Source organism: Stenotrophomonas sp. YJH_SMC_53 (assembly GCF_059369995.1).
Map to the genome: position 1 here is coordinate 93219 of NZ_JCAFTF010000005.1, position 19798 is coordinate 113016.

At 65.2% G+C, this 19798-nt stretch carries 17 protein-coding genes; 5 read left to right on the top strand and 12 right to left on the bottom strand.

The annotated features are described in order from the left end of the window. Positions 1 to 48: 48 nt before the first annotated feature. From AC5P7X_RS09595 to AC5P7X_RS09635, 9 genes are all read right to left on the bottom strand, one after another. The gene (locus AC5P7X_RS09595) at positions 49 to 444 is read right to left on the bottom strand and encodes a GtrA family protein (protein ID WP_235649859.1); all 396 of its coding nucleotides are present in this window, start codon (positions 442 to 444) and stop codon (positions 49 to 51) included. An 11-nt stretch (positions 445 to 455) separates the two neighbouring features. Further along, a complete protein-coding gene (locus AC5P7X_RS09600; protein WP_495214755.1) occupies positions 456 to 1754 on the bottom strand; it encodes an NAD(P)/FAD-dependent oxidoreductase in 1299 nt (432 codons plus the stop codon). Positions 1755 to 1783: 29 nt separating this feature from the next. After that, positions 1784 to 2728, bottom strand: a complete 945-nt coding sequence (locus tag AC5P7X_RS09605) for an NAD-dependent epimerase/dehydratase family protein (protein WP_495214756.1) — start codon at positions 2726 to 2728, stop codon at positions 1784 to 1786. 1 nt (position 2729) lies between these two features. After that, positions 2730 to 3461, bottom strand: coding sequence for an SDR family oxidoreductase (locus AC5P7X_RS09610; RefSeq protein ID WP_329842805.1), 732 nt, complete (start codon positions 3459 to 3461; stop codon positions 2730 to 2732). A gap of 2 nt (positions 3462 to 3463) precedes the next feature. Beyond that, on the bottom strand, positions 3464 to 4777 hold the full coding sequence (locus tag AC5P7X_RS09615) for an FAD-binding oxidoreductase (RefSeq protein WP_329842803.1): 1314 nt from the start codon (positions 4775 to 4777) through the stop codon (positions 3464 to 3466). Further along, positions 4774 to 6171, bottom strand: coding sequence for a UbiA family prenyltransferase (locus AC5P7X_RS09620; RefSeq protein ID WP_329842866.1), 1398 nt, complete (start codon positions 6169 to 6171; stop codon positions 4774 to 4776). Before AC5P7X_RS09620 ends, AC5P7X_RS09615 begins: the two co-directional genes overlap by 4 nt. A gap of 141 nt (positions 6172 to 6312) precedes the next feature. Continuing rightward, the gene (locus tag AC5P7X_RS09625) at positions 6313 to 7281 is read right to left on the bottom strand and encodes a lysylphosphatidylglycerol synthase transmembrane domain-containing protein (RefSeq protein ID WP_235649854.1); all 969 of its coding nucleotides are present in this window, start codon (positions 7279 to 7281) and stop codon (positions 6313 to 6315) included. Further along, the gene (locus tag AC5P7X_RS09630; protein ID WP_495214758.1) at positions 7281 to 8219 is read right to left on the bottom strand and encodes an electron transfer flavoprotein subunit alpha/FixB family protein; all 939 of its coding nucleotides are present in this window, start codon (positions 8217 to 8219) and stop codon (positions 7281 to 7283) included. The genes AC5P7X_RS09625 and AC5P7X_RS09630 overlap by 1 nt, the downstream gene beginning before the upstream one ends. Then, positions 8219 to 8965, bottom strand: a complete 747-nt coding sequence (locus tag AC5P7X_RS09635) for an electron transfer flavoprotein subunit beta/FixA family protein (protein WP_057494113.1) — start codon at positions 8963 to 8965, stop codon at positions 8219 to 8221. The genes AC5P7X_RS09630 and AC5P7X_RS09635 overlap by 1 nt, the downstream gene beginning before the upstream one ends. Positions 8966 to 9228: 263 nt before the next feature. Here AC5P7X_RS09635 and rfbB point away from each other — a divergent pair, with 263 nt between their 5' ends. Genes rfbB through rfbD form a run of 4 tightly spaced genes read left to right on the top strand, consistent with a single transcriptional unit; the run spans position 9229 to position 12630 of the window. After that, positions 9229 to 10284: a dTDP-glucose 4,6-dehydratase gene (gene rfbB, locus AC5P7X_RS09640; protein ID WP_495214759.1), complete on the top strand. Its 1056-nt coding sequence runs from the start codon at positions 9229 to 9231 to the stop codon at positions 10282 to 10284. A gap of 14 nt (positions 10285 to 10298) precedes the next feature. Continuing rightward, positions 10299 to 11186 carry a glucose-1-phosphate thymidylyltransferase RfbA gene (gene rfbA / locus AC5P7X_RS09645; RefSeq protein WP_495214760.1) on the top strand — a complete coding sequence of 296 codons (888 nt, stop codon included), beginning with the start codon at positions 10299 to 10301 and terminating at the stop codon, positions 11184 to 11186. Next, entirely contained in the window at positions 11183 to 11740 is a 558-nt protein-coding gene (gene rfbC / locus AC5P7X_RS09650; protein ID WP_495214761.1) for a dTDP-4-dehydrorhamnose 3,5-epimerase, read from the top strand. The genes rfbA and rfbC overlap by 4 nt, the downstream gene beginning before the upstream one ends. Continuing rightward, positions 11737 to 12630, top strand: coding sequence for a dTDP-4-dehydrorhamnose reductase (gene rfbD, locus AC5P7X_RS09655; RefSeq protein ID WP_495204947.1), 894 nt, complete (start codon positions 11737 to 11739; stop codon positions 12628 to 12630). Before rfbC ends, rfbD begins: the two co-directional genes overlap by 4 nt. Before the next feature lie 103 nt (positions 12631 to 12733). On the opposite strand, the gene AC5P7X_RS09660 is transcribed toward rfbD, so the two are convergent. The 3 genes from AC5P7X_RS09660 to AC5P7X_RS09670 all read right to left on the bottom strand — a co-directional run bounded on the left by AC5P7X_RS09660 (position 12734) and on the right by AC5P7X_RS09670 (position 18905). Beyond that, positions 12734 to 14137, bottom strand: a complete 1404-nt coding sequence (locus tag AC5P7X_RS09660; RefSeq protein ID WP_206620165.1) for a mannose-1-phosphate guanylyltransferase/mannose-6-phosphate isomerase — start codon at positions 14135 to 14137, stop codon at positions 12734 to 12736. A gap of 11 nt (positions 14138 to 14148) precedes the next feature. Continuing rightward, positions 14149 to 15495 (bottom strand): phosphohexomutase domain-containing protein, encoded by a 1347-nt coding sequence (locus tag AC5P7X_RS09665; protein WP_188248445.1) that lies wholly within the window; start codon positions 15493 to 15495, stop codon positions 14149 to 14151. A gap of 98 nt (positions 15496 to 15593) precedes the next feature. After that, the gene (locus AC5P7X_RS09670) at positions 15594 to 18905 is read right to left on the bottom strand and encodes a DEAD/DEAH box helicase (RefSeq protein WP_495204948.1); all 3312 of its coding nucleotides are present in this window, start codon (positions 18903 to 18905) and stop codon (positions 15594 to 15596) included. Positions 18906 to 19065: 160 nt separating this feature from the next. Here AC5P7X_RS09670 and AC5P7X_RS09675 point away from each other — a divergent pair, with 160 nt between their 5' ends. Further along, positions 19066 to 19797 (top strand): CoA transferase subunit A, encoded by a 732-nt coding sequence (locus tag AC5P7X_RS09675; RefSeq protein WP_329842794.1) that lies wholly within the window; start codon positions 19066 to 19068, stop codon positions 19795 to 19797. The last annotated feature ends 1 nt before the right edge of the window (position 19798 follow it).

The window sequence follows — 19798 nt, forward strand, 5'->3', positions numbered from 1 at the left end:
TCCGGTACTGGCCCGCCGACAGGCGCAGGGGTTGCAGACGGGGGCGTACTATCTGTTCGAGAATGAAAGGTACTTGTGCCCGAAGTAGCTCGTAACTACGGGAACCGCGACGCCGATGGCATGTGCAATCGTTTCTGCGTGTTGTTCGACACCCAGGCCGGGCAGAGCCCAGCGTGCAAGTACAAGGCTCACCAATACAGTCTGGATCACCGCCAGTCCGTTGATAGCAACGAACCAGGCTGCTTGGTGATGGAGAGCTTTGCTGGCTGACTTGAACACCAACGCACGGTTGAGCACAAATGCAGTTGCCATTCCAAGGCAGTAGGCGATGAAGATTGATGGTACATAGTTGAGTACCGTGCCGAGTGCAATCCGTGATCCAAAATTGACGGCGGCTGCAAGGCCGCCAACCAACAGAAACATGGTGAATTGTCGAGTGAGCATGTAATCAAGCTCTATGCCTGGGAGGCTGCGACAGCAGCCAGCTTCGCGCCTACGTCGATGCTCTCATTGATCGAGCGATCTTCCGGATAGTAGTACGCCGTATCGGCCATGAAGAATCCCTGCAGTGGCGTCTTCATCGGCGGCAACATTTCCTGGAACCCCGGCGGGCAGATGGTCTGCGCGTACTCGTAACGGTGGCAATGGGTGGCCTTGATCCATTCCGGCCTGAACGCAGGATTGATCATCGGCAGGTAGCTGATGACCTCATCGATGAGTTGCTGGTTGCTCCATTGCCACTTCGGATGGGTCTTGGGCATGTAGTACGGCGCATACACGATGTGCTCACCAGTACCACTACCAGGATTGAGGTTGCTGTACTCGATCAGGCCGGGAATGGTGATTCGATCATCGCTGATGTTCATCCAGAAATTCTCGCTGACCGGGTGCGAAAGCTTCAGGATCACGCAGGCTACGGGAATGTTCTTGATGGCGCCGACCTGGTCGGCAAACGCCTTCGGCAGGCCCGGAACCATGCCGGGCACGTACTGGATGGGCGCGGTGGAAACCACGGTTTCATAGGGCTGATGACCGTCGGGCGTGCGGATGCCGGTAACCTTGCCCTCGACAGAGGTGACTTCCTGGATTGGCTGGGAAAGCAGGATGCGCCCGCCGAGACGAACGACTTCCTTGGCCATCCTGTCGAGCAGCACGGCCGAGCCACCTTGCAGGTAACCCATGCTCTCGTTGAACAGATTGCGACGCGACAGCGCAACGCGCTTGATGCGTGTGCCGATCCAGGATGCCGACAGATCATTCTGGTACTCGAAGAACTTCAGTGCGAACGCTTTCTCCCACATCACCTTGTAGGCCTTGGGGCCGATCCAGCGGGTAATCCAGTCGCGCGCATTCTTCTTGTCCAGGGCGGTCCAATCCTGGATACCCTTGGTGTGCATGACATGCAGGGCATAGCGCACCTTGTCGACCAGGCCCAGATGCGGGAAGCCCAGCAGGGCGAAGGGGGTTCCCCACTTGTGCAGCTTGCCCTGGTAGTAGTAGCCCATCTTCGTATCCGTCCAGTGCAGGTGATCGGACAGCTGCATCTCGTCCAACAGCTTGAACAGCGGATAGTCGGTCTTGCAGATGAAGTGGTAGTAGCGTTCGATGCGCAGGCCGTCGAAATCGAAGTCGGCCGACATGCCGCCGATACGGTCATCACGCTCGTACACATCAACCTGGTGACCTTTCTTCAGCAGCTCAAGGGCTGCCATCAAGCCCATCGGGCCACTACCAATGATGGCGAAAGTGCTCATTCGAATTGGGTTCCGTCTGTTCTGTTTATTCAGCGCTGCAGCACGATGTGGCTGTAGCGCGGGTCGGTATAGCTTTCGCGGATTGCTTCCTCAAACGGCGTCTGCTTTACCCCAAAGACTGCTTCGGTATCGACGCCCTTGAAGTCGTCGCCGGCACTGAGTGCCTTCAACTGGTCGGCGGTGAAGGGCGGCTTGCTGCTGAACAGACTGTAGACCTGCAGAAGGAAACCGAAGAAGCCGATCGGGATGTGCACGATCACCGTGCGCAGCTTCTTGACCCGCTTGATAGTGCGGATGATGTCCACGTAATCCACGCGGGTATCGCCCACAATGTCGAACACCGCACCGTCGGGTTCGGTCTCGATGCACTTGGCGATGCAGCGGCAGAAGTCGCGTTCGTACAGCGGCTGGCGCATGAACCTGCCGTCGCCCGGAATGGGGAACACGGGGGTGCGCGCCATGAAGCGCGACAGCCAGCCCAGGTGTTTGGGATCGAACCAACCGAACATCAAGGTGGGGCGAAGCACGCAATGGCGCTGGCCGCTGGCCACTACCATTTGTTCCTGTTCGCGCTTGGTGTCGGTGTAGTCATCCTTGGCCACCGAATTCACTACCGAGGAACTGATGTGCACCATGTACGGCACGGCCGCGTTCTGGGTGGCCTTCAGCACATGACTGGTAGCGGTGATGTTGTTGCGCACGAACAGGTCGGTGGTCTTGCCAGTGATCTGTGCATGCAACTGCACCACGCAGGCCGCGCCGTTGAACTCGGCAGCCCAGTCACCCGGCTCGGCCAGGTCTGCGTGCAGTACCCGCACCTCCGGATGCAGGTCCTGCAGAATTCGCAGATTGTGCGCGTGCTTGTCGATGGCTACCAGCTGGGTATAACCCTGCTGCTTCAGCTCGACGATCAGGTTCTGACCGACCAGGCCGGCGGCGCCGGTAATGACGATCTTGGCGTGCTTGTCGGTCATGTCAGAGCTTGATCCTGCGGAAGACGAATTCGGGAATGTTCTTGATGATCATCATGATTGCCCACCAGAAGCCCGGCAGGTAGGCCACGGCCTTGCGCTTGCCAATAGCCTTGAGGATGCCCGCCGCCACCTTGTCCGGCGTGGCCCACAGCGCCCCCTTCTTGAAGGCGGCCGTCATCGGCGTATCGACGAAACCCGGCTTGATCACCAGCACGTTGACGCCGGCCGGGCGCAGGCGCTGGCCCAGGCCGCTCAGGTAGGCGGTGACCGCTGCCTTGGCGCTACCGTACAGATAGTTGCTGGCGCGGCCACGGTCACCGGCCACGGAGGAGATGACCGCCAGGCTGGCCCCGGACTGCAGGCGCTGCGCTAGCGCGGCGGAAAGCGCGATGGTCGAGGTGCCGTTGGTGGCGAATTCCTGCAGCGACAGCTCGACCGAGGCATCACAGGCGGCCTGGTCGGGCAGGGTGCCGTGGGCGATGAGTACGGTGTCGATGCCTCCCAGCGTGCTCCAGGCGGTGTCGAGCAGCGCGCCGTGGGCGGCCACGTCGTTGACGTCGAGCACGCCGTACTCTGCGCGCTGCGCACCGCGCACCCGCAGATCGGCGGCGATGGTGTCCAGCTTGACGGCGCTGCGGCCCGCCAGGTAGAGCGCGGCCCCGCGTGAGGCGTACAGGCGGGCAACCGATTCGGCGATGGCGGAGGTCGCGCCGATAATCAGGATCTTCTGCATGCTTACTCCATCACCCGGCGCCAGAAGCCGGATGAGAATCGGGGGTCGATGAACCGGGAGAATGCTTCCCAGGCCGGATAGGCCTGGCGGAACAGGGGGCCGGACATGCGCGCGTCCTTGGCCGCGTACACCGCACCGCTGGCCTCGCTGACGATGCGATCGAGGCGGTCGAGCATCTTCAGCAGCTCGGGACCGTCGTTGGGGAAGTCCAGCGCGAGGGTAGTGCCCGGGCGGGGGAACGACAGCAGCCCCGGTGAGGGACGCGCGCCAAATTCCTTCAGCACGGCCAGAAACGAACCGCGCCCGCTGCGGGCGATCTCGGCCAGCAGGGCCGCGGTCGCGTCGCGGGCAGTCTCTGGAGGCAGCACGCACTGGTGCTGCAAGAAGCCGCGCGGGCCATACATGCGGTTCCAGTGGTTGATGCCATCCAGTGGGTAGAAGTAGCTCTGGTAATGCGACAGGTGGCGCGCACGCCGCGCCGGCTGGCGCCAGTAGTAGAGCGTATTGAACGGACGCAGGGTCAGCCGGTTGACCAGCGATACCGGCGGCACCACCGGCATGCTGCGACGAGGCGCGGAACTGGGGGTTGCCGCTTGTGCATTGCCCGGCGCGTGGTCGCCGCGCAGGAAGTGGCCACGGCCGAGGTGCCTGCCACTGGCCAAGCAGTCGATCCAGGCCACGGTGTACTCGAAATCGTTGGCCGAAGCGCGCGAAAGCGCGAAGAACTCGTCCAGATTGTCGAAGCGGATCGATTCGGTTTCGATCCACGGTCCCGGCACGCGTCGCAGCTGCAACTCGGCCCAGGTGATGAAGCCGGTCAGGCCCAAGCCGCCCACGGTGGCTTCAAACAGCCCACTGGAATCGCCAGGCGCCAGTTCGCGCCGCACGCCATCGCTGCGCAGCAGTTCCAGGCGGCGTACGTGGTGCCCGAACGTGCCTGCGCGATGGTGGTTCTTGCCGTGTACGTCATTTCCGATCGCACCGCCCACCGTGGCATAACGAGTGCCCGGGGTGACCGCCAGAAACCATCCGCGCGGCAGGGCGATATCCAGGATATCGGCCAGGGTCACCCCGGCTTCGCAGCGCACGACGCCGGTGGCTGGGTCGAAGTCGATGAAGCGGTCCAAAGCGCGGCTGGTCAGCAGTGTGGCACCAGGATTCAGGCAGCTGTCGCCATAGCTCCGGCCATTGCCATGGGGCAGCACCGTGCCGCCCTCGGGCGGCATCGGCAGCGGCGCACTGCGGTCGAGCACGGGAACAATCCGTTGCTGCACACGCGGATAGCGGCCCCAGGATTGGCCGGGCGCTGCGCTCATATGGCAATCAGTACGATCAGCACGCACAGGCCGATGACGATCTGGCTGCCGCGATCCAGTGCGGCGAACACGATCGGGTCGTCATGCATGTCGCCACGGTGCGAGACGATCCACATGCGGCTGATCCAATACAGCAGGATCGGGCACAGCAGCCACAGCAGTTTGGGATTGCTGTAGAGCTCCAGGCTCTCGGGGCTATTGATGTACAGCGCGAACACGAGCACGCCGATATAGCCGGCCGCTGCCCCCAGTGACTGCACCAGCGGCAGGTCGGTCACCGAGTAACCGCGGCCGATGGCCACGTCCTTGCCGTTGGCCAGGGCAGATGCCAGTTCCGTGTAGCGCTTGAGCATGGCCAGGCTGAGGAACACAAACATCGAGAACGCCAGCAGCCAGAACGACAGTTCCGAGCCGATCGCCACGGCACCGCCGATGATGCGCACCGTGTACAGCGCTGCCAGCATTACCACGTCGATCATCACCACGCGCTTTAGCTTGAGCGAGTAGCTCAGGGTCATCACGTAGTAGCAGAGCAGTACCGCGGCAAATGTCGGGCTGCAGGCCAGCGCCAGCGCAAAGCCGGCTAGGGTGATCAACGGTGCCAGCAGCAGGCCGTGCAGCAGCGGCAGTGTGCCTGCTGCGAAGGGCCGCTTGCGCTTACGCGGATGCATGCGATCCGGGGTCAGGTCGAGCAGGTCATTGAGTAGATATACGCCTGATGCGCACAGACCGAAGGCCAGGAAGGCCGTGCCTGCATCGATGATCGAGGTGAGATCGAAGAAGCGGTGGGCAGTCAGCAGCGGCACCAGCACCAGTAGGTTCTTCAGCCACTGGTAGACGCGCAGCGCCTTGATCCAGGTGATCAGACCGCCGTTCTGCGAGGGCAGGTGGGCGAGCACTTCGGTCTGCTTGGCCGCGGCTTTGGCCAGCCCGGCCCCGTTGTTGACCACGATCGCACCGCCGGCATGGGCCCAGACCTTCAGGTCGACCGTACCGTTTCCCATGTAATCGAAGCCTCGTTCGCCAAAGCGCGCTGCCAGTGCCTGGCCCTTGTTGTTGCCGGACAGATTGGTGTGGCCGTCGCTGGCCATCACCTCTTCAAATAGCCCGAGATGGTCTGCAATGGGCTGTACCAGCAGCCGATCGGAGGCCGTGCACAGTACGCGCGGGCGCTGGGTGGTCGTACGCAGGATCTCCAGGACCCGCTCGTCATAGGGCAGGGTCTCGGCGGGCAGGTGCACGCGCGAGGCCAGCTGGCGCTTTACGTAGGCCTTGCCCCGCAGCAGCCAGAACGGCACCAGGAAGATGTACAGGGGGTTGTGGGCCAGCAGGGCCAGCAGCGATTCGTACAGGATGTCCGAGCGGAGCAGGGTGCCATCCAGGTCGACGCACAGGGCACGTGATGAGGTCACAGCGAACGTGCCTTTTCGGAGAATGCGGCGTAAAACTGCATGTACTTCCTTTCCCACACGGTTAAATTCACCCTGAATGATAAGGGAACCGGCTGTGACGCGCAGCCATCCACCTGTTGATCGTCACGGCCGGGCTTTCAGCTCCAGAAACGCCATTGCAATCATCCCCACGGCCACCGCCAGCCACAGGCTGACCAAGCGGATGCCGATGGCTACAGTCAGCGCGGTATCGACCGAAACGCCGCTTGCACCGAGCATGACCACGATCGCCGCTTCGGTGGTGCCCACGCCGCCGGGGACGAAGGACAGGGCACCGACCAGCATGGCCAGCGGGTAGATGCCCACCGCCAACGGCCACGGCAGGGTAATGCCAAGCGCCTGGCACAGCAGGGCGAAAGCAGCGGCGGTCAACAACCATGCGGCAGCGCCCTGCAGGCTGGCGGGCAGCAGCAGGCGTACGCGCAACAGCGGGCCAAGCGCGCCTGCGCCGCTGACCAGGAAGTGGCCCAGCCGCCGCACCGGCGATCCCGGCAGGTGCTCGATGATGCGATGCGCGGTGCGCGCCAGCGGCGGCCAGCAGCCCAGCAGGGCCAAGGCCAGCACTACACCCAGAATGATCGCCACCAGTACGCCGAACGCCGGGATCAGGTGGGCCGCGCCGATCGCCAGCGCGGTGATCACCAACAGATCCAGGGCGCGCTCGAAGATGAATGTTGCCAGAGTGGCGCCCGCCGGTACGCCCTGCCAGCCGAAGTAGCGGATGCGCAGCAATTCGCCCGCCTTGCCGGGCGAGGCGGTAAAGGCAAAGCCGGCCAGGTAGGCCAGTGCGCCCCGGCCCCAACTGTGCGGGCGCAACCCTTGTGCGGCGAGCGCAGCGCGCCAGCGCTGGTAGCGGAACACATAGCTGGTCAGCACCAGGCCGCTGCATAGCAGCAGCGTGTTGGCCTGCGCGGCCAGCTGCGAAACGATGTTGCGGTCGCGGTCGATGTACCAGAGAACCGCCAGATAGGCCGCCGCCGTGGCGGCGACCCACAGGCCTGCGCGGCCCCGGCGAGCCGGCTTTACCGGCGCCGGGGACGTGCAGCCGGACATTACAGCGCAGCTTCCAGCTCCGGCAGGATCGCAAACAGATCCCCCACCAGACCAATATCGGCAATCTCAAAGATCGGCGAATCCGGATCCTTGTTGATCGCCACGATCGTGCCGGCATCCTTGATGCCGGTCAGGTGCTGGATCGCACCGCTGATACCCACGGCCACGTACAGCTCCGGGGCGATGATCTTGCCGGTCTGGCCGACCTGCAGGTCGCTGGGCACGTAGCCGGCATCGACCGCGGCACGCGAGGCACCAACGGCGGCACCGAGCTTGTCGGCCAGCTGGAAGATCACCTTGAAGTTCTCTTCCGAACCGACGCCACGGCCACCGGAGACCACGCGCTTGGCGCTCTGCAGGTCCGGGCGGTCGCTGGCACCAGCGGCGAGGCCGACGAAGCGGGTGTGAGTCGGCAGGGCAGCATCGACGCTGGCCGCTTCGACGACGGCGCTGCCGCCCTGGGCGGCTTCCGGCCACGAGGCGGCACGCACGGTGGCGACCACGATTTGGTCGGCCGGGACTTCAACGGTGATGATCGCGTTGCCGGCGTAGATCGGGCGCTTGAAGGTATGGCTGCCTTCAACGGTCATCAGGTCGGAGACCTGGTTGACGCCCAGCAGCGCGGCCACGCACGGCATCAGGTCCTTGCCGAAAGTGGTCGATGGGCCGAACACGTGGGTGTAGCCCTTGGCCAGCTGCGCGATCTGCGGCGCCAGCACCTGGGCGATGGCCTGCGCGTTGGCGGCGTTGGCCACGGTCAGGACCTTGGCGACGCCACTGATCTTCGCGGCCTCGGCGGCGACGGCGGCCGGATCGGCGGCCAGCACCACGACATCGATGCTGGCACCGCTGATGGCGGCGGCGGCGCTGACAGTCTTGGCGGTGGCGGCGTTGAGCTTGCCGTCGTGGTGTTCGGCGATGACGAGAATCTTGCTCATTACAGCAGCCCCTTCTGCTTGAGTGCGGCCACCAGTTCGGCCGCGTCCTTGACCATCACACCCTTGCTGCGCTTGGACGGTGCGGCGTACTGGGTGGTCTTGAAGGTGTCGGCGGCTTCAACGCCGAGGTCGGCCAGCTGCAGGGTCTCCAGCGGCTTGGCCTTGGCCTTCATGATGTCCGGCAGCTTGATGAAGCGCGGCTCGTTCAGGCGCAGGTCGGTGGTGACCACCGCCGGCAGATCGACTTCCAGCGTTTCCAGGCCAGCGTCGACTTCACGGGTCACCGTGGCCTTGCCGTCTGCGATCTCGAGCTTGCTGGCGAAGGTCGCCTGCGGACGGCCCCACAGCGTGGCCAGCATCTGGCCGGTCTGGTTGGCGTCGTCGTCGATGGCCTGCTTGCCGAGGATCACCAGGTCCGGCTGTTCCTTCTCGATCAGCTTGAGCAGGGTGCGGGCGGCGGTCAGCGGCTGGATGGCCTGGTCGGTGACCACATGGACCGCACGGTTGGCGCCCATGGCCAGGCCATTGCGCAGGTGCGCCTGGGCGTCGGCCGGGGCGATGGTGGCGACCACGACCTCGCTGGCGATGCCCTTGTCGCGCAGGCGCAGGGCTTCTTCCAGGGCGATTTCATCGAAGGGATTGGGGGACAGCTTGACGCCGTCGGTGACCACGCCGGAACCGTCCGGCTTGACCTGAATGCGGACGTTGTAGTCCACCACGCGCTTGTACGCGACGAGGATTTTCATCTGGTACGGGGTCCTTCAATAACGGGGAGAACGTCCGGTCCTCGTAAAGCAACCGGTTCGGGGGTGGGATCCCGATTCTAGCTGGCTTGAGGGAACCATGCGAATGCGTATGGTTATGCTGCGCTGCGGCATGGCTCGCGTGAATCCAGTGCGTCGTTCACGTCACGCAGGCAGTCGTGAAGACGAACCACATGTATCCTGTGCTGCTGTGCTGGGGTGCTTCATGGCACCCCTTGGATGAATTTCGATCAGGAGAACAGGTAGTGCCCACATGGCTTGTCACCGGCGGTGCCGGATTCATTGGCGGTAACTTTGTTCTCGAAGCGGTCGCCCGTGGCATCAAGGTCGTCAATCTCGACGCCCTGACCTATGCCGGCAATCTGAAGACCCTGTCCAGCCTGGACGGCAACCCGAACCACGTGTTCGTGCAGGGTGACATCGGCGACAGCGCCCTTGTGGCCCGCCTGCTGGCCGAGCACCAGCCGGACGCCGTACTGAATTTCGCCGCTGAGAGCCACGTCGATCGCTCCATCGATGGCCCGGGTGCCTTCATCCAGACCAATGTGGTGGGCACTCTGGGCCTGCTGGAAGCGGTCCGTGACTATTGGAAGGCGCTGCCGGCCGAACAGGGAGCGGCCTTCCGCTTCCTGCACGTGTCCACCGACGAGGTTTACGGCACCCTGGGCGAGACCGGCAAGTTCAGCGAAACCACCCCGTATGCCCCGAATTCGCCGTACTCGGCGTCGAAGGCCGCTTCGGACCACCTGGTGCGTGCCTTCCACCACACCTACGGGCTGCCGGTGCTGACCACCAACTGCTCCAACAACTACGGCCCGTATCACTTCCCGGAGAAGCTCATTCCGCTGGTGATCGCCAAGGCGCTGGCCGGCGAGCCGCTGCCGGTGTACGGCGATGGCAAGCAGGTGCGCGACTGGCTGTTCGTGTCCGACCACTGCGAAGCGATCCGCACCGTGCTGGCCAAGGGCGAGGTCGGCGAGACCTACAACGTCGGCGGCAATTCGGAAAAGCAGAACATCGAAGTGGTGCAGGCGATCTGCGCGCTGCTGGACCAGCGCCGCCCGCGCGCGGACGGCCAGCCGCGCAGCAGCCAGATCACCTATGTCACTGACCGCCCCGGCCATGACCGCCGCTATGCGATCGATGCGTCCAAGCTGAAGAACGATCTGGGCTGGGAACCGGCCTACACCTTCGAGCAGGGCATCGCCTTCACCGTCGACTGGTACCTGGACAACCAGGACTGGGTCAACGGCGTGCTGGACGGCAGCTACCGTCTGCAGCGCATCGGCACTGCGGCCTGAACCCTGGAGACGACATGACGCAGCGTAAAGGCATCATCCTCGCCGGCGGCTCCGGCACCCGCCTGTACCCGATCACCAAGGGCGTCAGCAAGCAGCTGCTGCCGGTGTACGACAAGCCGATGATCTATTACCCGCTCAGCGTGTTGATGCTGGCGGGCATCCGCGAGGTGCTGATCATCAACACCCCGCACGAGCAGGCGCTTTTCCAGCAGCTGCTGGGCGACGGCTCGCAGTGGGGCATGGACATCCAGTACGCGGTGCAGCCGAGCCCCGATGGCCTGGCCCAGGCCTACCTGATCGGCCGTGATTTCGTCGCCGGCAAGCCGAGCTGCCTGGTGCTGGGCGACAACATCTTCCACGGCCATGGCCTGCGCGACGTGCTCAAGCGCGCCGATGAGCGCGTGGAAGGCTCCACGGTGTTCGGTTACTGGGTCAATGACCCGGAGCGCTATGGCGTGGCCGAGTTCGACAAGAGTGGCAAGGTCATCGACCTGGTCGAGAAGCCCGAGAAACCGCGCTCGAACTACGCAGTGACCGGCCTGTACTTCTACGATGGCAATGCCAGCGCGCATGCGGCCGAACTCAAGCCGTCGCCGCGTGGTGAGCTGGAAATCACTGATCTCAACAAGCGTTACCTGGCCGAAGGCAACCTGCATCTGGAAGCCCTGGGCCGTGGCTACGCCTGGCTGGACACCGGTACTCATCAGTCGCTGCTGGAGGCGTCCAACTTCATCGAGACCATCCAGACTCGCCAGGGCCTGCAGGTCTGCTGCCCGGAAGAAATCGCGTTCGGCAAGGGCTGGATCAGTGCCGAGCAGCTGGAAGCACTGGCTGCGCCGCTGATCAAGAATGGCTACGGCCAATACCTGCACAAGCTTGCCCTGCGTGGAGTCGTTCCGTGAAAGTGATTGAAACCAAGTTGCCCGGTTGCGTGGTGATCGAGCCGGCGGTGTTTGGCGATGCCCGCGGCTATTTCTTCGAAACCTGGAATGCCGAGCGCTTCGCCGCGCTGGGCCTGCCCGATCGCTTCGTGCAGAGCAACGTGTCGACGTCCGCGCAGGGCGTACTGCGCGGACTGCATTACCAGTGGCCGCGCCCCCAGGGCAAGCTGGTCAGCGTGCTCGAAGGCGAGGTCTACGATGTGGCCGTCGACATCCGTCGCGGCTCGCCGACCTTCGGCCAGTGGGAAGCGGTGGTGCTGAGCGCGGAGAACAAGAAGCAGTTCTGGATTCCCGAAGGCTTCGCCCACGGATTCGCTGTGCTGTCCGAGCGTGCGGTGTTCAGCTACCTGTGCACCGAGGTTTACCTCAAGGACTTCGATGCCGGCGTGCGCTGGAACGATGCGGACATCGCCGTGGACTGGCCGGTCAGTGACCCGACCTTGTCGGCCAAGGACGAGAACGCGCCATTCCTGAAGGACATTGCTGAAGACCGCCTGCCGGTCTACGTGCCATGACCGTGCTGGTGTTCGGTGGCAATGGCCAGGTCGGCCAGGAGCTGCTGCGCGCGCTGGTGCCGCTGGGCAAGGTGGTCGCGACTACCCGCAGCGGCCAGCTGCCGGACGGCAGTGCATGCGAAACGGCCGACTTCGGCCAGCCCGACAGCCTGCCGGCACTGCTGGATCGCGTGCAGCCGTCGCTGGTGGTCAATGCGGCCGCCTACACCGCCGTTGACCGCGCAGAGCAGGACGCTGATGCGGCCTTTGCTGCCAACGCGCAGGCGCCGGGCGCAATCGCGCGCTGGTGCGCGGCCCACGGCGTGCCGTTCGTACACTATTCGACCGACTACGTGTTCGATGGCCAGGGCAGCGCGCCCTATCGCGAGGACGAGCCGACCGCACCGCTGGGCGTGTATGGCACCAGCAAGCGCGATGGCGAGGACGCGGTGCGTGCGGCCGGTGGCCGCCATCTGATTTTCCGCACGGCGTGGGTGTATGCCTCGCACGGCGCGAATTTCCTGCGCACCATGCTGCGCGTCGGGGCCGAACGCGATGCGTTGCGGGTGGTGGCCGACCAGATCGGCACGCCAACGCCGGCCGCGCTGATCGCTGATGTCACCTTGCAGGCGCTGCAGCATCCGGAGCAGCTGTCCGGGACCTGGCACCTGACCGCCAGCGGCCAGACCAGCTGGCATGGGTTCGCCGAAGCGATCTTCGCCGAGGCATTGGCCAGCGGCGTGTTGGCCAAGGTGCCGACGGTCGAGGCGATTCCCAGCTCCGAGTATCCGACCCCGGCCAAGCGTCCAGCCTGGTCGGTGCTGGACAACCGCAAGCTGCAGCAGGATTTCGGCATCGTGCTGCCAACCTGGCAGGACGGCCTGAAGCGGGTGATGGCGGAGCTGGCCTGATGGCCGTAGCGCCGGGCCGTGCCCGGCGATGCCGCGCGGCCGGGCCGATCAGGAACGGGTCAGAGCCCGCTGCGCAGCAACGGGATCCGACCCCGGGCAAACCTCAACTGCGCCCGTAGGTATCCTCGAAGCGCACGATGTCATCCTCGCCGAGGTAGCTGCCGGACTGCACTTCGATCAGTTCCAGCGGCAGCTTGCCCGGGTTGCGCAGGCGGTGGGTCACGCCCAGCGGAATGTAGGTGCTCTGGTTCTCGCTGAGCAGGATCACTTCATCGCCACGGGTCACCTCGGCGGTGCCGCTGACCACGATCCAGTGCTCGGCGCGATGGTGGTGCATCTGCAGGCTCAGCGTGCCACCGGGCTTGACCGTGATGCGCTTGACCTGGAAGCGCTCGCCGTTGTCGATCGAATCGTAGGCGCCCCACGGGCGATAGACCTTGCGATGCCAGGTGGCCTCGCTGCGGCCCTCGGCCTTCAGCTGTGCCACCACGGTCTTGACCTCCTGCATGCGGTCGGCTTTGCCGACCAGTACGGCATCGTCGGTCTCGACCACGATCACGTCATCGAGGCCGACCATGGCCACCAGGCGCTGGCCGTAGGCATAGGTATTGCGGCAGTCGATGGCGATCACGTCGCCCTGGTGCGCGTTGCCGTCGCCGTCCTGCTGCGAGACATCGCGCAGCGCAGTCCACGAACCGACATCGTTCCAGCCCGCATCCAGTGGAATCACCACCGCATCGGCGGTCTTCTCCATCACCGCGTAGTCGATCGAATCGGACGGAACGGCGGTGAAGGCGTCCTTGTCCAGGCGGGTGAAGTCGGCATCGCGGCGCGCCTGCTGCCAGGCCTGGCGGCTGCCAGCCAGCATCGCGGGCTGGAAGCGTTCCAGTTCCTGCAGGTAGCGCGAGGCCTTGAACAGGAACATGCCACTGTTCCAGTAATACTGGCCGCTGCTCACATAGCCGGTCGCGGTATCCAGGTCGGGCTTCTCGACGAAGCGCTCGACCGCACGCAGGCCCTGGCCATCGGCGGCCTTGATGTAGCCGTAGCCGGTTTCCGGGCCGGTCGGCACGATGCCGAAGGTGACCAGCTTGCCGGCTTCGGCGGCACCGGCGGCGGCCTGAACCGCTGCGCGGAACGCCGCCTCGTCGGTGATCACGTGGTCGGAGGGCAGCACCAGCAGCAGCGCATCGGCGCCGTCGCGGGTGGCTTCCAGCGCGGCCACCGCGATCGCCGGGGCCGTGTTGCGACCGATCGGCTCGAGGATGATCGCGGCCGGCTCGGCGCCAACCTGCTGCAGCTGCTCTGCGGCGACGAAACGGTGCTCTTCGTTGGCGATCACCAGCGGCCCGCGCGCGGCGATCGGCGCGACACGCTTCCAGGTGGCCTGCAGCATCGTCAGTTCACCCGCCAAGGGCAGGAACTGCTTCGGATACGCCTCGCGCGACAGTGGCCACAGGCGGGTACCGGATCCACCGGACAGGATGACGGGCTGGATGCTGCTCATGCGTTCCTCGGTTACTGCTGGATGAGGCGGGAGATGTCGTCGGTGCGCGCCTGCATCAGCGCGGCATCGCCCCGGGCTTCAACATTCAGGCGCAGCAGCGGCTCGGTGTTGGAGCTGCGCAGGTTGAAGCGCCAGTCGCCGAAGTCGGCACTGATGCCATCGGTGTGGTCCAGCGTGGGCGACTGCGCCGCGAAATGCTCCATCACGCGCGCGACGGCGGCCTTGGCATCGGCCACCTTGAAGTTGATCTCGCCACTGCACGGATAGGCGGACATGCGGTCTTCGACCCAATCGGCCAGCGAGCGCCCGCTTTCGGAAACCAGCTGGGCGATCAACAGCCACGGGATCATGCCCGAGTCGGCATAGGCGAACTCGCGGAAATAGTGGTGGGCGCTCATCTCGCCGCCGTACACCGCGTCTTCGGCGCGCATCTTTTCCTTGATGAAGGCGTGGCCGCTCTTGCACTGCACCGGTACGCCGCCGGCCTGTTCGACCATGTCCACGGTGTTCCAGACCAGGCGCGGGTCGTGCACGACCTTGCCGCCGGGGTTGCGCGCCAGGATTGCCTTGGCCAGCAGGCCGACCAGGTAGTAGCCCTCGATGAAGCGGCCGGTGTGGTCGAAGAAGAAGCAACGGTCGAAGTCACCATCCCAGGCAATGCCGAAATCGGCGCCGTGTTCGCGCACCGCGTCGGCAGTGGCGGCGCGGTTCTCCGGCAGCAGCGGGTTGGGAATGCCGTTGGGGAAGCTGCCGTCCGGTTCATGGCAGATGCGGATGAATTCGAACGGCAGGTGCGGTGCCAGCAGGTCGACGATGGCACCGGCGCCGCCGTTGCCGGCGTTGACCACCAGCTTCAGTGGGCGCAGCTTGCCAGCATCGACATAGCTCAGCAGATGCTGGATATACGCGCTCTTGTCGTGCCGGGCGCTCTGCGCGGCACGCGGCGGTTGCGCCTCGGACGTGTCGGCGGCGACCGCATCGGAAATCGCGAACAGGCCGGTATCGGAGCTGATCGGCCGCGCGTTCTCCTTGACCAGCTTCATGCCGTTGTAGTCCATCGGGTTGTGGCTGGCGGTGACCATCACGCCGCCGGCCGCGCCCAGATGGTCGGTCTGGAAATAGACTTCTTCCGTGCCGCACAGTCCGATGTCGATCACCTCGCGCCCGGTACCGCGCAGGCCTGCGGCCAATGCATCCTGCAGCGCGGGGCTGGTCAGGCGCACGTCGTGGCCCAGTACCACCGGGCCCGGCGCAAGCTGCGCCGCCAGCGCCACGCCGATGCGGCGGGCCAGATCTTCGTTCAGTTCTTCCGGCACGCGGCCGCGGATGTCATAGGCCTTGAAGGCGGGCAGGGGCATTGATCGGGATCCTTGGGGAACTCAGCCCACGATTGTAGTCCCAGTCCTGTATGGGAATCGTTTCCATGCCGCAACGCCACGTGACTGGCGTCCGAGGGTCAGGTTCGCGTCGACCGCTTGCCCGCTTTACGCAGACGCTTGCCGGGCAGGCCCGGCAACGGCGCCAGTAGCGCCTGCACGTCTTCTTCGCTGAAGCGCGGCCCCGTAGCGCCGCCGCCTTCGAGAATGGAGTCGGCCAGCGTGGCCTTGCGCTCCTGCAGCTCGGCAATCCGTTCTTCGATGCTGCCTGCGGCGATCAGCCGGTAAACGAACACCGGCTGCTGCTGGCCAATGCGATGGGCGCGATCGCTGGCCTGGTTTTCGGCCGCCGGGTTCCACCACGGATCGAAGTGGATGACGGTATCGGCGGCGGTCAGGTTCAACCCGACGCCACCTGCTTTCAGGCTGATCAGGAACACCGGCACCTCGCCCTGCATGAAGCGCTGCACGGGCGAGGCCCGATCCTGGGTGTCGCCGGTCAGGGTCACATAGGCCAGCCCGAGCTCCTCCAGCGCCTGCGCGATCAGTGCCAGCATGCCAGTGAACTGCGAGAACACCAGAACCCGCCGGCCTTCCTCGACCATCGACGGCAGCATGTCGCGCAGCAGCTCCAGCTTGGCCGAGCCGGCATTGCGTGCCGGGGCGTCGCCCGGCAGCAGGCGCGGATCGCAGCAGACCTGGCGCAGCTTCAGCAGGGCATCCAGCACCACGATATGGCTGCGCGCCAGCCCGCTGCCGCTGATGGCCTCGCGTACCTGCTTTTCCATTGCCGCACGCACGGTTTCATAGAGATCACGCTGGCCGCCCTCCATGTCCACCGCGCGGGTAATGAGGGTCTTGGGCGGAAGCTCTGACGCGACCTGGTCCTTGCGCCGGCGCAGGATGAAGGGACGCAGACGCTGCGCCAGCAACGTGGCGCGACGGTGGTCGCTGCCACGTTCGATCGGATGGCGCCAATGCTGGTTGAACTGCTTCTCGCTGCCGAGCAGGCCGGGCAGCAGGAAGTCGAACTGCGTCCACAGTTCGCCCAGGTGGTTTTCCAGCGGCGTGCCGGTCAGGCACAGCCGGTGACGCGCCTGCAGCGTGCGCAGGGTGATGGCCGCGCGAGACTTCGGATTCTTCACCTGCTGGGCTTCATCCAGAATCAGCAGATGGTAGGCATGTGCCTGCAGCGCCTGCTCGTCGCGCCACAGCAGAGGGTAGGTAGTGAGTACAAGGTCGTGCCCGGGAATCGCCTCGAACAGCGTTTCACGTGCCGGTCCATGCAGGGTCAGCACGCGCAGGCCCGGGGTGAAGCGTGCCGCTTCGCTCTGCCAGTTGTGCAGCAGCGAAGTGGGCACCACCAGCAGCGCTGGACGGTCCAGGCGGCCGGCTTCCTTCTCGACCAGCACATACGCCAGCGTCTGTACGGTCTTGCCCAGCCCCATGTCATCGGCCAGCACGCCCCCCAAGCCCTGCTGGCGCAGGTACTGCAGCCACGACAGGCCTTCGCGCTGATAGGGACGCAGCGTTGCCACCAGCCCTGCCGGCGGCGGCACTTCACCCAATGCGGGTGCCTGCATCAGCCGCTGCACCATCGCCTGGGTGTCCTTGCGCCCCCGGAACTGCAGGTGCGCCGTGTCCTGCAGCGCCTGCAGGCGGCCACGGTCAAGCGCAGACAGGCGCAGCGGCGCCCCGCGCTGGGCGAACAGGTCCGCCAACAGGGCCATGATCGGCTTCAGCCGTGCGGCCCGCAGTGCCAGACACGTGTTGTCGCCCGTCGTCAACAGGATGTTCTCATCGTCGCCGATGGCGTCCAGCTGGCCACGCATCCAGCGGGGATCGGACTGCAGCACCTGCTGCAGCAGCGGAACCATCGACACGTTGCGGCCTTCCACCTGGATGTCCAGGCCCAGGTTGAACCAGCCCGCATCCGCCGGGTCCGCCTGGATGTCCAGGTCGATCACATCCACCCGGGTGATGCGATGGCGGAAATCGTCGTCCGTCTCCACCTTCCAGCCCAAGGCTTCCAGGCGCGGCACGTCGTCCAGCAGAAACCGTGTCCAGTCATGGGTGCGCAGCTGGAACTGAGGTCCTGCGCCCTCCAATGGCGCCCGCGGAGCCGTGTCGCGATGCAGTCCCACCGTGCGCAGCTCGGCCTCACGCCGTGATTCCTCAGCCAGGTCGCGGGGCAGCAGGGCAAGCTGGCCCTCCGGATCGTGTGCGAACAGGCTCGGATCGTCCAGGAACCGGATGTGCTCGTCGTATTCGAAGGCCACGGTCGCGATATCGGCCCATTGCGAAGCGTCGCCGCGGCCAAGCCATGCCGGACGGAACTCGATCGTATGCAGGCGCAGCACGGGAATCATCGAAGTGATCTGCAGGGTGGGCAGCGTGTCGCTTGCACCGGGGCGCGGCAGCGCAGGGTCGATCTGCTGCAGTATCTGTGCGACCACCGACGCTTCATTGGGTAACAAACTGGGCAGGCTCAGGAACGCGTCGGCGTCTTCGGGCCTGACATCCAGCTGCAGTGGACCGACCTCGCCGGTGACCGGGTCCAGATAGCACGCACTCCGGCCCAGGACCACGCCTCTGGCGCCGCCCTCCACGCTCAACGTGGGTTCCAGCAGCGTCGCGCCCTGCGCCATGTCAACGACCCAGCCCAGTTCGCCGCGGCGTGGAGCGCCCGACCGGGCCAGCACGTCCTGCGTACCACATGAGACCCAGCCATGGCCGCTGGAGACGAGCAGCTGCAGGGTGGCCGCGAAGTCGATCCATTCGTCTTTCGTCGCGGGCTGCCGCTGGGTGCGTAGCTGGATCATCACCGCCAGATCAGTCGGGGTGAGGTATGCGGGAGGCTGCAGCAGCAGGTCTGCGGTGATATCCATCCACTTGCCCGGGCTGATCGCACCATCGGCACCGTACTTGACGCGCCGGACCAGCACGGCGGGGCGATGGTTGTAGGTGGACAGTTCGAAGATGACACCGTTCCGGCGTGGCTGGGCCGGCCGGATCCGGGTGCTCTGCCAACGCGAGAGATCCGCCAGCAGTTCAGCACGCGGCGGTTGCGCCAGGTCCTGTTCGGTCAGGGGGCTCTCATCCATGGCCAGCGGTTCCAGCATGTGGGAGACCAGCACCGCCGCCACATGCTTGCAGGCGCGGCCGACGGGGCAGGAGCAGGCACTCTGCAGGCGGCTGCGCGCGGTGCGCATACTGGCGGCCAGATCGATCTCCACCTGGTAGGGATGCCTGGCCGAACCCTGCACCTCGGCCGTCAGCAGGCCCTCGCGAAGTTGCCGGTTGCGCACGCCACCCAGACACTGCTCGCTTTTCTGCAGTGTCCATTCGTCGATCCAGCGGAACAGGTCTTCGTCGGTGAAGGTCAGCGTCATCGTAGATGGAGGGGCGCAGGCGATGAGGCACCCTTCTGGGTGGAATCAGCCCTTCTACGCAATGCCCGCCCGGTGCTCCGTCAATGCTGCGGCGCATCCAGGCCCTTCGCCGCCCTCCAGCTAGAATGCCGTCATCCTCAACGTGCAGGGTAGTACAGCAATGCAGCAATCGACTTCCGGCGGAAAGCGCAGCAAGCGCTTCGCCAGTGCGGCGGAGGCCCTGCAGGGGGTGGTCGCCGATGGGCAGACCCTGGCCGTGGGCGGCTTTGGCCTGTGCGGCATTCCCGAGGCGCTGATCGCTGCGCTGCGCGACAGCGGCGTCAAAGGCCTGACCGTGATCTCCAACAATGCCGGCGTCGATGGCTTCGGCCTGGGCCAGCTGCTGGAAACGCGGCAGATCAAGAAGATGATTTCGTCCTACGTGGGCGAGAACAAGGAATTCGAGCGGCAGTTCCTGGCCGGCGAGCTGGAGCTGGAATTCAACCCGCAGGGCACCCTGGCCGAGCGCCTGCGTGCCGGCGGCGCGGGCATCCCTGCGTTCTTCACTGCCACCGGCTATGGCACGGTGGTGGCCGAGGGCAAGGAAACCCGCGCGTTCGATGGCAAGCACTACGTGATGGAGACCGCGTTGCGCGCCGACGTGGCACTGGTCAAGGCCTGGAAGGCCGACGAGGCTGGCAACCTGGTGTTCCGCAAGACCGCGCGCAACTTCAACCCTGCCTGCGCGATGGCCGGCAAGGTCTGCATCGTGGAGGTTGAAGAGGTCGTGCCGGTCGGCGCCATCGACCCGGACCAGGTGCACCTGCCGGGCATCTACGTGCACCGCATCGTGCACAACCCGCATCCCGAGAAGCGAATCGAACAGCGCACCATTCGCGCGGAGGGCAACTGAC

What these genes read in the sequence shown, in the direction of transcription:
- AC5P7X_RS09595 (WP_235649859.1), bottom strand. Translation starts at nt 444, where the DNA reads ATGCTCACTCGACAATTCACCATGTTTCTGTTGGTTGGCGGCCTTGCA.
- AC5P7X_RS09600 (WP_495214755.1), bottom strand. Translation starts at nt 1,754, where the DNA reads ATGAGCACTTTCGCCATCATTGGTAGTGGCCCGATGGGCTTGATGGCA.
- AC5P7X_RS09605 (WP_495214756.1), bottom strand. Translation starts at nt 2,728, where the DNA reads ATGACCGACAAGCACGCCAAGATCGTCATTACCGGCGCCGCCGGCCTG.
- AC5P7X_RS09610 (WP_329842805.1), bottom strand. Translation starts at nt 3,461, where the DNA reads ATGCAGAAGATCCTGATTATCGGCGCGACCTCCGCCATCGCCGAATCG.
- AC5P7X_RS09615 (WP_329842803.1), bottom strand. Translation starts at nt 4,777, where the DNA reads ATGAGCGCAGCGCCCGGCCAATCCTGGGGCCGCTATCCGCGTGTGCAG.
- AC5P7X_RS09625 (WP_235649854.1), bottom strand. Translation starts at nt 7,281, where the DNA reads ATGTCCGGCTGCACGTCCCCGGCGCCGGTAAAGCCGGCTCGCCGGGGC.
- AC5P7X_RS09630 (WP_495214758.1), bottom strand. Translation starts at nt 8,219, where the DNA reads ATGAGCAAGATTCTCGTCATCGCCGAACACCACGACGGCAAGCTCAAC.
- AC5P7X_RS09635 (WP_057494113.1), bottom strand. Translation starts at nt 8,965, where the DNA reads ATGAAAATCCTCGTCGCGTACAAGCGCGTGGTGGACTACAACGTCCGC.
- rfbA (WP_495214760.1), top strand. Translation starts at nt 10,299, where the DNA reads ATGACGCAGCGTAAAGGCATCATCCTCGCCGGCGGCTCCGGCACCCGC.
- rfbD (WP_495204947.1), top strand. Translation starts at nt 11,737, where the DNA reads ATGACCGTGCTGGTGTTCGGTGGCAATGGCCAGGTCGGCCAGGAGCTG.
- AC5P7X_RS09660 (WP_206620165.1), bottom strand. Translation starts at nt 14,137, where the DNA reads ATGAGCAGCATCCAGCCCGTCATCCTGTCCGGTGGATCCGGTACCCGC.
- AC5P7X_RS09665 (WP_188248445.1), bottom strand. Translation starts at nt 15,495, where the DNA reads ATGCCCCTGCCCGCCTTCAAGGCCTATGACATCCGCGGCCGCGTGCCG.
- AC5P7X_RS09670 (WP_495204948.1), bottom strand. Translation starts at nt 18,905, where the DNA reads ATGACGCTGACCTTCACCGACGAAGACCTGTTCCGCTGGATCGACGAA.
- AC5P7X_RS09675 (WP_329842794.1), top strand. Translation starts at nt 19,066, where the DNA reads ATGCAGCAATCGACTTCCGGCGGAAAGCGCAGCAAGCGCTTCGCCAGT.